General features: G+C 61.3%; 12 protein-coding genes. 6 read left to right on the plus strand and 6 right to left on the minus strand.

The window, feature by feature from the left end; translation table 11 throughout:
* Positions 1-84: 84 nt before the first annotated feature.
* The gene (locus V3W39_RS03050; RefSeq protein WP_063032067.1) at positions 85-1,296 is read left to right on the plus strand and encodes a pyridoxal phosphate-dependent aminotransferase; all 1,212 of its coding nucleotides are present in this window, start codon (positions 85-87) and stop codon (positions 1,294-1,296) included.
* A gap of 314 nt (positions 1,297-1,610) precedes the next feature.
* A complete protein-coding gene (gene htpX, locus V3W39_RS03055; protein WP_003209055.1) occupies positions 1,611-2,498 on the plus strand; it encodes a protease HtpX in 888 nt (295 codons plus the stop codon).
* Positions 2,499-2,548: 50 nt separating this feature from the next.
* Here htpX and V3W39_RS03060 read toward each other — a convergent pair whose 3' ends face one another.
* On the minus strand, positions 2,549-3,205 hold the full coding sequence (locus V3W39_RS03060; protein WP_330212184.1) for a thiopurine S-methyltransferase: 657 nt from the start codon (positions 3,203-3,205) through the stop codon (positions 2,549-2,551).
* A gap of 102 nt (positions 3,206-3,307) precedes the next feature.
* Between V3W39_RS03060 and V3W39_RS03065 the strand changes: the two genes are divergently transcribed.
* Complete coding sequence (locus V3W39_RS03065; RefSeq protein WP_177132351.1) at positions 3,308-4,075, plus strand: DODA-type extradiol aromatic ring-opening family dioxygenase; 768 nt, start codon at positions 3,308-3,310, stop codon at positions 4,073-4,075.
* A gap of 69 nt (positions 4,076-4,144) precedes the next feature.
* Here the strand turns inward: V3W39_RS03065 and V3W39_RS03070 are convergent, their stop codons facing one another.
* On the minus strand, positions 4,145-5,818 hold the full coding sequence (locus V3W39_RS03070; protein ID WP_003209050.1) for a DEAD/DEAH box helicase: 1,674 nt from the start codon (positions 5,816-5,818) through the stop codon (positions 4,145-4,147).
* A gap of 423 nt (positions 5,819-6,241) precedes the next feature.
* Between V3W39_RS03070 and V3W39_RS03075 the strand changes: the two genes are divergently transcribed.
* Positions 6,242-7,033 (plus strand): crotonase/enoyl-CoA hydratase family protein, encoded by a 792-nt coding sequence (locus V3W39_RS03075; RefSeq protein WP_330212185.1) that lies wholly within the window; start codon positions 6,242-6,244, stop codon positions 7,031-7,033.
* An 845-nt stretch (positions 7,034-7,878) separates the two neighbouring features.
* Here the strand turns inward: V3W39_RS03075 and V3W39_RS03080 are convergent.
* The gene (locus tag V3W39_RS03080) at positions 7,879-8,634 is read right to left on the minus strand and encodes a spermidine synthase (protein WP_177045434.1); all 756 of its coding nucleotides are present in this window, start codon (positions 8,632-8,634) and stop codon (positions 7,879-7,881) included.
* Between the two features lie 118 nt (positions 8,635-8,752).
* On the opposite strand from V3W39_RS03080, the gene V3W39_RS03085 reads away from it, so the two are divergent.
* On the plus strand, positions 8,753-10,099 hold the full coding sequence (locus tag V3W39_RS03085; protein ID WP_330212186.1) for a class II 3-deoxy-7-phosphoheptulonate synthase: 1,347 nt from the start codon (positions 8,753-8,755) through the stop codon (positions 10,097-10,099).
* Here V3W39_RS03085 and V3W39_RS03090 read toward each other — a convergent pair.
* Together V3W39_RS03090 and V3W39_RS03095 are read right to left on the minus strand one after the other, a co-directional pair.
* Complete coding sequence (locus V3W39_RS03090; RefSeq protein ID WP_330212187.1) at positions 10,079-11,308, minus strand: winged helix-turn-helix domain-containing protein; 1,230 nt, start codon at positions 11,306-11,308, stop codon at positions 10,079-10,081. The two genes, V3W39_RS03085 and V3W39_RS03090, sit on opposite strands and share 21 nt — an antisense overlap.
* A gap of 45 nt (positions 11,309-11,353) precedes the next feature.
* Entirely contained in the window at positions 11,354-11,560 is a 207-nt protein-coding gene (locus V3W39_RS03095) for a DUF1127 domain-containing protein (protein WP_177045440.1), read from the minus strand.
* 70 nt (positions 11,561-11,630) lie between these two features.
* Here V3W39_RS03095 and V3W39_RS03100 point away from each other — a divergent pair, with 70 nt between their 5' ends.
* Entirely contained in the window at positions 11,631-12,512 is an 882-nt protein-coding gene (locus V3W39_RS03100) for a LysR family transcriptional regulator (protein WP_177130545.1), read from the plus strand.
* On the opposite strand, the gene V3W39_RS03105 is transcribed toward V3W39_RS03100, so the two are convergent.
* Positions 12,502-13,251, minus strand: a complete 750-nt coding sequence (locus tag V3W39_RS03105) for a sulfite exporter TauE/SafE family protein (protein WP_330212188.1) — start codon at positions 13,249-13,251, stop codon at positions 12,502-12,504. The two genes, V3W39_RS03100 and V3W39_RS03105, sit on opposite strands and share 11 nt — an antisense overlap.
* Positions 13,252-13,301 lie beyond the last annotated feature (50 nt).

Consider the following 13,301-nt stretch of genomic DNA (forward strand, 5'->3'; position numbering starts at 1 on the left):
TATTTATGGGTCAGGCCAACGCAGGATTCTCAGCACGGTAGTCTTCACACCGTCTGGATCGTTCATTTTCAGGATCACATCGCCATGCAGGTCAGCAAATCGAACAAGCTCGCCAACGTCTGCTACGACATTCGCGGCCCGGTGCTCAAGCACGCCAAACGCCTGGAAGAGGAAGGCCATCGCATCCTCAAGCTGAACATTGGCAACCCGGCACCCTTTGGTTTCGAAGCGCCGGACGAAATCCTCCAGGACGTGATCCGCAACCTGCCTACCGCCCAGGGCTACAGCGACTCCAAAGGCCTGTTCAGTGCCCGCAAGGCGGTGATGCAGTACTACCAGCAAAAGCAGGTTGAAGGTGTCGGCATCGAAGACATCTACCTGGGCAACGGCGTGTCCGAACTGATCGTCATGTCCATGCAGGCCCTGCTCAACAATGGCGACGAAGTGCTGGTACCGGCGCCCGACTACCCGCTGTGGACCGCCGCCGTAACCCTGGCCGGCGGCCACCCGGTGCATTACCTGTGTGACGAGGGCGCCGACTGGTTCCCGGACCTGGCCGACATCAAGGCCAAGATCACCCCGAACACCAAGGCCCTGGTAATCATCAACCCGAACAACCCGACCGGCGCGGTGTATTCCAAAGAAGTACTGCTGGGCATGCTCGAACTGGCCCGACAGCACAACCTGGTGGTGTTCTCCGACGAGATCTACGACAAAATCCTCTATGACGATGCCGTGCACATCTGCACCGCCTCCCTGGCGCCGGACCTGTTGTGCCTGACCTTCAACGGCCTGTCGAAATCCTATCGGGTGGCGGGTTTCCGCTCCGGCTGGATCGCGATTTCCGGTCCCAAGCACAATGCCCAGAGCTATATCGAAGGCATCGACATGCTGGCCAACATGCGCCTGTGTGCCAACGTGCCAAGCCAGCACGCCATCCAGACCGCACTGGGCGGCTACCAGAGCATCAATGACCTGGTGCTGCCACAAGGCCGCCTGCTGGAGCAGCGCAACCGTACCTGGGAACTGCTGAACGCGATTCCGGGTGTCAGCTGCGTCAAGCCCATGGGCGCGCTGTACGCCTTCCCGCGGATCGACCCCAAAGTGTGCCCGATCCTCAACGATGAGAAGTTCGTGCTCGACCTGCTGCTGTCGGAAAAGCTGCTGGTGGTCCAGGGCACGGCGTTCAACTGGCCGTGGCCGGATCACTTCCGGGTGGTCACCTTGCCGCGGGTGGATGACCTGGAAATGGCCATCGGTCGTATCGGCAACTTCCTGAAGTCCTATCGCCAGTAACGGGCATTGCGCTGTACGGCCCACCCGCGGTCGTACAGCGATTATCTGGCAACACTTCTTTGCCCTGCGCGGGCCCCTTCGCCTTTTACACTCACCGGTTCCCCCCCTGTTCGGGCATCACCCTATAATTACAGGGCGGCAAGGGAGTGGAGCGAGACGCCCGTGCCGTCCCGGGTGTCGGAAATTCCCTTCAAGGCTCTACATTCAGGCTGTAGGACACAGTTTGAAATAGTCCCTCGGTTGAATAGCCCCATGCCGCACCTTATATACCCCGCAGTACGCGACATATTAAGCATGAGGAGAATTCTACAACCATGATGCGCATTCTGCTGTTCTTGGCCACTAACCTGGCGGTCGTGCTGATTGCCAGCATCACGCTGAGCCTTTTCGGCTTCAATGGGATCATGGCGGCCAACGGGGTTGATCTGAACCTCAATCAGCTGCTGATCTTCTGTGCGGTCTTTGGTTTTGCCGGTTCGATTTTCTCGCTGTTCATCTCCAAGTGGATGGCGAAGATGAGCACCAGCACCCAGATCATCACCCAGCCACGTACCCGGCATGAACAATGGCTGCTGCAAACCGTCGAGCAACTGTCCCGCGAAGCCGGGATCAAGATGCCCGAAGTCGGGATTTTCCCGGCCTATGAAGCCAACGCCTTCGCCACCGGCTGGAACAAGAACGATGCACTGGTGGCGGTCAGCCAGGGCTTGCTGGAGCGGTTCTCGCCCGACGAGATCAAGGCGGTGCTGGCCCACGAGATCGGCCACGTGGCCAACGGTGACATGGTCACCCTGGCACTGGTCCAGGGTGTGGTGAACACCTTCGTGATGTTCTTCGCGCGGATCATCGGCAACTTCGTCGACAAGGTGATCTTCAAGAACGAACAGGGCCAGGGCATGGCCTACTACGTGGCGACCATCTTCGCCGAACTGGTGCTGGGCTTCCTGGCCAGCTCGATCGTGATGTGGTTCTCGCGCAAACGGGAGTTCCGCGCAGACGAAGCCGGTGCTCGCCTGGCCGGTACCGGCGCGATGATCAGCGCCCTGCAACACCTGCGCTCCGAACAGGGCTTGCCGGTGCACATGCCGAACACCCTGACGGCCTTTGGCATCAACGGTGGTATCAAGCAGGGCATGGCTCGCCTGTTCATGAGCCACCCGCCGCTGGAAGAGCGGATTGACGCACTGCGTCGTCGCGGCTGATAGCGACAAAAAAAGGGGCGATTCAATCGCCCCTTTTTTGTGGGCGCGATTCAGCCTTTGGCCAGGCGATACACCCGCTCGTCCAGGCGCGTGACGCCATCCTGAACAAACTTCCAGCTGTCCCCCAGGATGTCCTGCTCCTCCAGCACATCCAGTCTCCACTGCCCGCCAAGCAGCAGCCTCACCTCGTCGTCACTCACCGCAAACGGCGGGCCGGCTTTCTGCGATTGTTCATAGTCGAGAGTGATCAACAGGCCTAGGCTGCCTTCAGCCAGCACCCGGTTCAAATGCGCTGCGTACTGCTCGCGCATCAGCGGCGGCAAGGCAATCAATGCTGCCCGGTCGTATAACGCCGTGCACTCAGTTACTGCTCCAGCGTCCAGCGCAAAGAAATCCCCGCACCACAGCTCGATGGCCCCCGCCTGGAAGACCTTGAACGCACCGCGTTGATGGATCTGCGGCGTCAGTCCCTGCTCGCTGAAAAATTCCTCAATGGCCTTTTCCGACAGCTCAACCCCCATCACCCGATGCCCGATGCTCGCCAGCCATGCCAGATCCAGACTCTTGCCACACAACGGCACCAGCACCTGCGCCCCGTTTGACACGCCCAGGCCCGGCCAGTGGCGTAGCAGGTAAGGGTTCACCTCGCTCAGATGGAAACCTGTCTGATTACGCGCCCAGCGCTCATGCCAAAATCCCGGCTCCATGATTCACCCTGAAAATTCGATCAAATAGCGCTAAAACTTATATTAGATTTAGATCAATGATCTGATTGAAGATGGTCCCATCTTAACCCTCTGGACCCGCTCATGCTCCCTAGCCTGTTTATCTCCCACGGTTCGCCCATGCTTGCCCTGCAACCCGGCGCCAGCGGCCCGGCGCTCAAGCGCCTGGCGGCCGAGCTGCCACGCCCCAAGGCCATTGTGGTGGTCTCGGCGCACTGGGAAAGCCAGGGCCTGCTCGTGACGGGCAGCGCTGCCCCCGAGACCTGGCACGACTTCGGCGGCTTCCCGCGGGAACTGTTTGCCGTGCAATACCCGGCCCCCGGTGACCCACAACTGGCAGCCCAAATCGTGGAACTGCTCAAGGCTGACGGCCTGGAGGCGCGCATTGATGACCAGCGCCCCTTCGACCACGGCACCTGGGTGCCCCTGTCGCTGATGTACCCCGCCGCCGATATCCCGGTGGTGCAGGTATCGCTGCCAAGCCGCATGGGCCCTGCCCTGCAGACCCGCGTCGGCCACGCACTGGCGAGCCTGCGGGAACAAGGCGTGCTGCTGATCGGCTCCGGCAGCATCACCCACAACCTCGGCGAACTGGACTGGCACGCCGGGCCGGAAAGCATCGAGCCATGGGCCCGGGATTTTCGCGATTGGATGGTCAGCAAACTGGCGGCCAACGATGAAGCCGCGCTGCACGACTATCGCCGCCAGGCCCCCCATGCCGTGCGCAGCCATCCCAGCGACGAGCATTTGCTGCCGCTGTATTTCGCCCGGGGCGCAGGCGGTGAATTCAGCGCCGCGCACCAAGGCTTCACCATGGGCGCGCTGGGCATGGACATCTACCGGTTCGCTTAATAGCAGGCAAAAAAAACCCCCGAACCAGTCGGGGATTTTTTATGTTCGATCAATCAGCCCAGGGGCGGATCAATCTTCGCGGTAGCGACGCAGCTTCAACTGCTTACCGGCAACGCGAGTGTCCTTCAGCTTGGTCAGGAGTTTCTCCAGGCCATCTTCCGGCAGCTCCACCAGGGAGAAGCTGTCACGCACCTGGATGCGACCGATCGCTTCACGTGCCAGGCCACCCTCGTTGAGGATAGCGCCCAGCAGGTTCTTGGCGGCGATGCCATCACGCGCGCCCAGCGCGGTACGGCAGCGAGCACGGCCTTCAGCCAATGGAACCGGAGCACGACGCTCACGGTCACCACGGTCTGGACGGTCGCCAGTACGTTCTGGACGATCACCGCGCGGAGCGTTGTTCGGCACCAGTGGACGTTCTTTCTCGATCGCAGCCAGGGTCAGGGCCTGACCGTTGGTCGCCTTGCGCAGCAGGGCTGCAGCCAGGGCACGCGGGGTGCAACCGATATCGGCAGTCAGGCGGTCCAGCAGGTCGCCGTGGGTCGATTCAGCGTCAGCCACCAGCGGCGACAGGCTGTTGGTCAGTTTCTTGATGCGGGCATCGAGAACGGCCTGGGCATCCGGCAGGCGGACTTCGGCAACTTTCTGACCGGTTACACGCTCGATCACTTGCAGCATGCGGCGCTCACGTGGAGTCACCAGCAGCAATGCACGACCTTCGCGACCGGCACGGCCGGTACGGCCGATACGGTGAACGTAGGACTCTGGATCGTAAGGCATGTCAACGTTGAACACGTGGGTGATACGTGGAACGTCGAGGCCACGGGCAGCAACGTCAGTCGCCACAACGATGTCCAGACGGCCATCCTTGAGGGAGTCGATCACGCGCTCACGTTGGTTCTGGGCAATGTCACCGTTCAGCGCAGCGGCTTTGTAGCCTTTGGCTTCCAGGGCACTGGCCAGGTCCAGGGTCGCTTGCTTGGTGCGCACGAACATGATCAGGGCATCGAAGTCTTCGACTTCCAGCAGGCTCAATACAGCCGAGGTCTTCTGGTCAGCGTGAACCAACAGGTGAGCCTGTTCGATCGCGGTAACGGTCTGAGTCTTGGTCTGGATCTTCACGTGTTGCGGATCGCGCAGGTGGCGTTCGGCAATGGCACGGATCGACTGTGGCAGGGTAGCCGAGAACAGTACGGTCTGACGGGTGGCTGGCAGCGCCTTGAAGATGACTTCCAGGTCGTCCATGAAGCCCAGCTTGAGCATCTCGTCAGCTTCGTCCAGAACCAGGTGGTTCACGGTCGACAGTACTTTTTCATCGCGACGCAGGTGGTCGCACAGACGGCCCGGAGTGGCGACAACGATCTGTGCGCCGTTACGGATTGCTTTCAGTTGTGGGCCCATAGGCGCGCCGCCGTAAACGGCCACAACGGTAACGCCCGGCATTTGCTTGGCGTAGGTTTCGAAAGCGGTTGCTACTTGCAGCGCCAACTCACGGGTTGGCGCCAGGATCAGGGCTTGCGGCTCGCGCTTGGCAGGATCGATGCAGTGCAGGATTGGCAGGGCGAACGCGGCGGTTTTACCGGTACCGGTTTGCGCTTGGCCAATCATGTCTTGGCCGGCCATGATGATCGGGATCGATTGCTGCTGAATAGCCGAAGGTTCTTCGTAGCCAGTCGCGATGACGGCAGCAAGAATATTCGGGTTAAGATTAAAAGCGGCGAAGCCGCCGGTTTCCTGGGTCATGGGTCTGCCTCTAAGTGCATCCGCAAAGACCCATGCTCCAAAGCTGCGCATGCCGTGTTGAGACTCAAGAGTCGCCCTGGCTGCTTTGTCGGCGGGGATTTGCGAAAACGAATGAATGAAAAAGATTCGTCAAGGAAGAGTCCGCTGTGCGGACGTGCAGCCGAAGCTGACTTCGGGGAATTGCGCTACCTAAACGCGGCCCGGTTAAAGGCCGGCGCGCACTATACCGGAAATCGCTGAAAAAGGGAGCTTTTTTTATCGGAAAACCCAGGTGAACGGCTCTGCATCAAAGGCTTTGCGCATCCAGGCAGCAGGGTCTATTTTTCAAAGGCCCGGCCCTGTTGGTCATGACGCTTAAACGGTTCACCCTTAACAGCGGGCCCTTCGGTCCGAAACCTCCCTTTGCGCCCGAGGGCACACCCCATGAACCAAGCCACCAGCAGCCGCGTCAGCCGTGAACAGCAGGGGCATATCCTGTTGCTGGGCCTGGATCGCGTGGCCAAGCGCAATGCGTTCGACCTGGAACTGCTCAACGAGCTGAGCCTGGCGTATGGTGAATTTGATCGTAATGACGAGGCGCGGGTGGCCATTGTATTTGGGCACGGCGATCATTTTACCGCCGGGCTGGACCTGGCCAATGTGGGCCCGACCATGGCGCAAGGCTGGCAGCCGCCTCTGGGTGGTTGTGATCCGTGGGGTGTTTTTGCGGGGCCCCGGGTGAGCAAGCCGGTGATTGTGGCGGCCCAGGGGTATTGCCTGACCATCGGGATCGAGCTGATGCTGGCGGCGGACATCAACCTGTGTGCCAGTAATACGCGGTTTGCGCAGATGGAAGTGCAGCGTGGGATCTTTCCTTTTGGGGGGGCGACGTTGCGTTTTCATCAGATTACGGGCTGGGGGAATGCCATGCGTTGGCTGCTCACGGGGGATGAGTTTGATGCCCACGAGGCGCTGCGGTTGGGGTTGGTGCAGGAGGTGATGGCCAGCGAGGATTTGTTGCCCCGGGCGGTGGCGTTGGCGAACCGCATTGCTCAGCAGGCGCCGCTGGGGGTGCAGGCCACGCTGATGTCGGCGCGACAGGCGCGGATTGAGGGGGAGACTGCGGCGGCGGCGGGGTTGCCGGTGTTGGTGGAGAAACTGTTGAACAGTGAGGATGCCAAGGAGGGTGTGAGGGCGATGGTCGAGAAGCGGCCCGGGGTGTTCAGGGGGTGTTGATTGGGGGGTCGGGGACATATCCGTTTTTTCGGGTGTTGCTGAAATGGGTTCCGCTCTTACAGCGGCTCACTTTTGAAAAGCGCAAAAGTAAGCAAAACGCTCTTGCCCCACCACTCGGCACCTCGCCTAGGCTCGGTGTGCCCGAACGCAGGCAGCACGAAGCGGGCCGCCGCGACGGGGCGTCCCTGCCCCGTCGCGGCTAAACCGGCGTCCTGCCGGTTTACCCGCTCCGTACTACCTGCGTTCGGCCAGCGTGGTTTAACGGGGCGCCTAAGATCAAGATCAAAAGCAGATCAACAGCACAGCGGCCTACAGGCCGGCTTGAGTGTGGTGAAGCAAAGGCAACATCAAAATCTAAAGCGAGCACGTTCTACTGTAGGAGCTGGCTTGCCTGCGATGGCATCACCTCGGTGTATCTGATGTACCGAGTTGTCTGCATCGCCGGCAAGCCAGCTCCTACAGAAAAGCAGCTCTGCGCTTGCCTTGGCTTTTGATCTGGCTTTTAACACTCAGGTCGGCTTTCAGGCCGCCGTGCTCTTGATCTTGCTTTTGATCTGCGGGCCCCGTTAACCACGATGGCCGCAAGTAGGCACGGTGGAGCGGGTAAATCGGCAGGGATGCCGATTTAGCCGCGCCGGGCCATGGATGGCCCGTCGCGGCGGCCCGCGGAACCGGGCCTTCGTTCCGGCATGCCGAGCCTAAGCGAGGCACCGAGTGGTGGGGCAAAGACCTTTTGGTTACTTTTGGCTGGGCCGGCATTCCGGGCGTTTGCCAAAAGTGACCAGCTGTAAGAGCGGAACCATAAGTCGCCATTACCGAAGAAACGGATATGTACGCAATAACACCTAAGTAGCCGACCGAATCGCCTTAATCAGCGACTGCAGCGAATACCCCAACCGCGGCGCCAACCCCTCAGCCCGAGCCGACAACGCAGCCACATCAAGCACCTGATCCAAATCCGCCGGCACCAGCAGAATCACATTCCCCTCCTTCACCGGCAGCTCCCAATAATGCCGGTGATACAACCCACGCAACAACGCAGCCCCCAGCGGCTTGCCATCATCAGTAGCCCACTGATTGATCACCAACCACCCCCCAGGATTCAGCTTCTTCTGGCAGTTCTCCAGAAACTTCCAAGCCAGGTGCCCCACCCCCGGGCCAACATCCGTATACAGGTCGACAAAAATCAGGTCCGCCGACTCCGCCGTGGGCAACAACTCCAGCGCATCCCCAACGCGGATGTACAATCGCGGATCATCATCCAACCCCAAAAACTCGATGGCCAGGCGCGGCACATCCGGCCGCAACTCGATGGCTTCAACATCGTCCAGAGGCAAAAACTTCAGGCACGCCTGGGTCAAAGTCCCCGCGCCCAAGCCAAGAAACAACGCACTCTCCGGCCGCTCATGGCACAACGCCCCAATCAACATCGCGCGGGTGTAGTCGTATTCCAGCCAACTCGGGTCGGCGGTAAACACGCAGCTCTGCTCGATGGCATCGCCAAACTCGAGAAAGCGGTAATCGGCCACTTCCAGCACGCGGATCATGCCGAAGTCATCATGGACCTCGGCCAGCAGGCGCTCGACGCGCTCCTCAGACATTGCAACTCCTAACGGCGTGCCAACGGGAAAGCCGGGATTGTGGGCGAACCGGCAGCAGCAGGTCACGTACTAATTGCTGATAACATGGCCGCCCGACCGTCAATCACTCGAGTTCATGATGAGCCAACCCTGGAGCCCCGACAGCTGGCGCGCCCTGCCGATCCAGCAACAACCCCAGTACCCTGACGCGGCGCACCTGGCGCAAGTCGAGCAAAACCTGGCGAGTTATCCGCCGCTGGTGTTTGCCGGTGAAGCCCGTGAGTTGCGCCGTCAGTTTGCCGAGGTGACCCAGGGTCGCGCCTTCCTGTTGCAGGGTGGCGATTGCGCCGAGAGTTTTGCCGAGTTCTCCGCAGCGAAAATCCGCGACACCTTCAAGGTGCTGCTGCAGATGGCCATTGTGATGACCTTCGCCGCCGGTTGCCCGGTAGTCAAGGTCGGGCGCATGGCGGGCCAGTTCGCCAAGCCGCGCTCGTCCAACGATGAAACCATCGACGGCATCACCCTGCCCGCCTATCGCGGCGATATCGTCAACGGCATCGGCTTCGACGAAAAAAGCCGCGTGCCGGACCCGGACCGCCTGCTCCAGTCCTACCACCAGTCCACCGCCACGCTCAACCTGCTGCGAGCGTTTGCCCAGGGCGGTTTTGCCGACCTGCACCAGGTGCACAAGTGGAACCTGGACTTCATCGCCAACTCGGCCCTGGCGGAAAAATACAGCCAACTGGCCGACCGTATCGACGAAACCCTGGCCTTCATGCGCGCCTGCGGCATGGACAGCTCGCCGCAATTGCGCGAGACCAGTTTCTTCACCGCCCACGAGGCCCTGCTGCTCAACTACGAGCAAGCGTTCGTGCGCCGCGACAGCCTGACCAACGACTACTACGACTGCTCGGCACACATGCTGTGGATCGGTGACCGCACCCGCCAATTGGACGGTGCCCACGTCGAATTCCTGCGCGGGGTGAACAACCCGATCGGGGTCAAGGTCGGCCCGAGCATGAACCCCGACGAGCTGATCCGCCTGATCGACATCCTCAACCCGGACAACGACCCGGGCCGCCTGAACCTGATTGCGCGCATGGGCGCCAACAAGGTCGGCGACCACCTGCCGAACCTGATCCGTGCCGTACAGCGGGAAGGCAAGCAGGTGCTGTGGAGTTCCGACCCGATGCACGGCAACACCATCAAGGCCAGCAGCGGCTACAAGACCCGGGACTTCGCGCAGATCCTCAGTGAGGTGAAGGAATTCTTCCAGGTACATGAAGCCGAAGGCACTTATGCCGGCGGGATTCATATCGAGATGACCGGGCAGAATGTCACCGAGTGCATCGGCGGCGCGCGGCCGATTACCGAAGATGGCCTGTCGGACCGCTACCACACCCACTGCGACCCACGGATGAATGCCGATCAGTCGCTGGAGTTGGCGTTCCTGATTGCCGAGACGCTAAAACAGGTCAAGCGCTAAGAGCTCTACCCGCAACCGCGCTGCACTGGCCCGCTGGCAATTGAGCTGTATCTGCTCAAGCCCGAGCCAGTCGGCCATCTGCCGCAGATTCAGGGCAAGCGCCTGCATGCCCTCCTCGTCCAGCCCCGGTTCTTCCTCGTGAACGGCATGCACCGCCAGGCGCCCGGCCGCTCGCTCGGCGCGTAGATCCACCCGCGCCGCGATCCGCTCGTTGTGCAGGAACGGCAACACGTAATAGCCATACACCCGCTTGTCCTGGGGCGTGTAGATTTCCAGCCGATAGCGGAAATCGAACAAACGCTCGGTACGGCTGCGCTCCCAGATCAGCGAATCAAAAGGCGATAGCAACGCGCTGGCGGGCACCTTGCGCGGGATTTTTGGCTCCGGCAGGCAATACGCCGGCTGCTTCCAGCCCTGGACCTGGCACGTGATCAACTGCCCATCCTCGACCAACTCTGCCAGGCGACCGCGGCTGTCGCTCGGGTCCAGGCGGAAGTAATCGCGCAGGTCTTTTTCGGTGCCCACACCCAGCGCCGTGGCGCTGTGCAACAGCAGGCCGCGCTGGGCTTGAGCTTCATTCAAAGGGGCTTGCTGGAGAATTTCCGCCGGGATTACCCGCTCCGGCAAGTCATACAGCCGCTCAAAACCCCGCCGCCCGGCGACGGTCACCAAGCCTGCTGCGAACAACCATTCCAGGGCATGCTTTTCATCGCTCCAGTCCCACCACGGGCCGGCGCGTTCCTCACGGGTGGACAAACTGCCCGCACCCAAGGCGCCCTGTTGCTCGACGATGCCCAGCACTCGCGCAATGGTCGCCTGCTGCTCGCGACCAAACCGTGCCATTTGCTGATAGATCCCCTGCCCCTGGGCCGCCCGATCCATGCGCCAGCGCATCAACGGGTACAGCGCCATCGGCAGCAACGAAGCCTCGTGGCCCCAATACTCGAACAGCGAACGGCGCCGGCCCGAGCTCCAGGCGGCCTGTTCGAGAATCAACGGAGAGTAGTTACCCAGGCGGGAAAACAGCGGCAGGTAGTGCGAGCGCACCACCGCATTTACCGAATCAATCTGCAACACACCCAAACGCTCAACCAGGCGATTGACCTGCGCGGCCTTGATCAACGCCGGCGGCTGGCGCCCGGAAAAACCCTGGGAGGCCAGCGCCAGGCGTCGCGCCTGCTTGAGGGAAAAGGACAGTTCTGCGGGCATGTGCATCTCCTTGTGTGCTCGCGAACCACCCTACTGCATCCCGAGTCATTTTCGCAGCGGATCTTCCCAAAAGTGCCGGCGGCTTTCCTGCTCGACATCACCACGGTTGAGCCCGATATCCTTGAGCGCCTCATCGCTCATGCTCATCAACAGCTGGCGTTCACGGTGCACGGCGATCCAGCGGGAACCCAATTGAAGCAACCCGGAAAACGGCCGTTTCGCCATCAGTACAAAGCCTCTTTGACCTTTCATCATCTCGCCCTCCAGTAGGGATGACTGAAGTCTGTGCCTGACGCTATGATCAATCCAACGAATGTTTCTTATGCAATACATCTCGGAGATTGATCGATTGTCCAGCTACCCGAGTATCGATACCGAAGTCCTTCGCACCTTCGTCGCCATCGCCGATCAGGGTGGTTTTACCCGCGCCGGCGAGCAGGTCAACCGCACCCAGTCGGCCGTGAGCATGCAGATGAAACGCCTGGAAGAAGATGTGTTGCAGCGCAAGCTGTTCGAGCGCGATGGCCGCCAGGTGCGGCTGACGCCCGAGGGCCAAGTGCTATTGGGCTATGCCCGCCGGATCCTCAAGCTGCACAGCGAGGTGTTCAACACCTTGCGCGAGCCGCACATGGTGGGACTGGTGCGCATCGGCACGCCGGATGACTACGTGATGCGCTACCTGCCGGGAATTCTCAAGCGCTTTTCCAAGGCTTACCCGCTGATCCAGATTGAAATGCACTGTGAATCGTCGCCGGTGCTGATGCAGCGCCGGGACCTCGACCTGACGGTGATCAGCCGCGAACCGGGAAATGAAATCGGTGAACTGCTGCGCCATGAGCGCATGGTATGGGTGGCGGCGCCCTGCTTCTGCATGGATGAGCACAGCGCCGTGCCCTTGGCCATTTCCGGCCTCGACAGCTTTTGCACGCAGTGGGCACGCGCCGCGCTGGACGCCCAAGGGCAGGAGTATCGGCTGGCGTATCACAGCTCCAACGGGGCCGCGATCCTCGCCGTGGTGGGTGCCGGCCTGGCAGTCACGATCAACATGGAGAGCCTGGTGACCGAGGACCTGCGCATATTGGGCGCAGCGGATGGTTTCCCGGCGCTGCCGTCGGTCAATCTGCGGCTGTTGCGCAACCCGCGCACCACCTCGCCGATTACCGAATGCCTCGCCGAGTACATCATCGAAGGCTTCAAACTTTAAAGGTCAGCATCACCGCACACAGCGCCAGGAACCCGCAGAACAGCCCGCGCAACAGACGCTCGGGCATGGCGTGGGCGACTTTCACGCCCCAACTGATGCTGAGCAGGCCGCCGACGGCCAGGGGCACGCCGATCAGCCAGTCCACCTCATGGTGCCAGGCGTAGGTCACCAGGGTCACGCTGGTGCTCGGCAGGGCCAGGGCCAGCGACAGCCCTTGGGCCACCACCTGGCTGGTGCCGAAGATGCTGGTCAACACCGGCGTGGCCACCACCGCGCCGCCGACGCCAAACAAGCCACCCATGGACCCGGAAGCCGCGCCCAACACCCCCAACCATGGCCAGGAATAACGCATCTGCGCCGAAGGCGGTGCGTTGTGGGTAAACATTCGCAGCAGGTTGTAGGACGCCAACACCAGCAGGAACGCGATAAACCCCACCCGCATCACGCCCGCATCAATCCCCACCGCCCAGATCGAGCCCAGCCAGGCGAAGGAAAACCCCATCACACCCAGCGGCAAGGCATGACGCAGTTCGATGCGGTTGCGCTGGTGATAACGCCACAACGCTAGCATCACGTTTGGCACCACCATCACCAGGGCCGTGCCTTGGGCGATCTGTTGGTCCAGGCCGCAAAACACCCCCAGCACGGGGATGGCAATCAGCCCGCCGCCAATCCCGAACAAGCCGCCGACGGTGCCCAACGCCACACCCATTACCAAATACAACGCTAAATCTGCCACCACTGCGCTCCCGCCGATCCCAGGCCTTGCATGCTACGCAGTCCGCTCTA

The sequence above is a fragment of the Pseudomonas sp. Z18(2022) genome, assembly GCF_036346535.1.
In the GTDB taxonomy this organism is placed as follows: Bacteria; Pseudomonadota; Gammaproteobacteria; order Pseudomonadales; family Pseudomonadaceae; genus Aquipseudomonas; species Aquipseudomonas yamanorum_A.

What these genes read in the sequence shown, in the direction of transcription:
- V3W39_RS03050 (WP_063032067.1), top strand. Translation starts at nt 85, where the DNA reads ATGCAGGTCAGCAAATCGAACAAGCTCGCCAACGTCTGCTACGACATT.
- htpX (WP_003209055.1), top strand. Translation starts at nt 1,611, where the DNA reads ATGATGCGCATTCTGCTGTTCTTGGCCACTAACCTGGCGGTCGTGCTG.
- V3W39_RS03060 (WP_330212184.1), bottom strand. Translation starts at nt 3,205, where the DNA reads ATGGAGCCGGGATTTTGGCATGAGCGCTGGGCGCGTAATCAGACAGGT.
- V3W39_RS03065 (WP_177132351.1), top strand. Translation starts at nt 3,308, where the DNA reads ATGCTCCCTAGCCTGTTTATCTCCCACGGTTCGCCCATGCTTGCCCTG.
- V3W39_RS03070 (WP_003209050.1), bottom strand. Translation starts at nt 5,818, where the DNA reads ATGACCCAGGAAACCGGCGGCTTCGCCGCTTTTAATCTTAACCCGAAT.
- V3W39_RS03075 (WP_330212185.1), top strand. Translation starts at nt 6,242, where the DNA reads ATGAACCAAGCCACCAGCAGCCGCGTCAGCCGTGAACAGCAGGGGCAT.
- V3W39_RS03080 (WP_177045434.1), bottom strand. Translation starts at nt 8,634, where the DNA reads ATGTCTGAGGAGCGCGTCGAGCGCCTGCTGGCCGAGGTCCATGATGAC.
- V3W39_RS03085 (WP_330212186.1), top strand. Translation starts at nt 8,753, where the DNA reads ATGAGCCAACCCTGGAGCCCCGACAGCTGGCGCGCCCTGCCGATCCAG.
- V3W39_RS03090 (WP_330212187.1), bottom strand. Translation starts at nt 11,308, where the DNA reads ATGCCCGCAGAACTGTCCTTTTCCCTCAAGCAGGCGCGACGCCTGGCG.
- V3W39_RS03095 (WP_177045440.1), bottom strand. Translation starts at nt 11,560, where the DNA reads ATGAAAGGTCAAAGAGGCTTTGTACTGATGGCGAAACGGCCGTTTTCC.
- V3W39_RS03100 (WP_177130545.1), top strand. Translation starts at nt 11,631, where the DNA reads ATGCAATACATCTCGGAGATTGATCGATTGTCCAGCTACCCGAGTATC.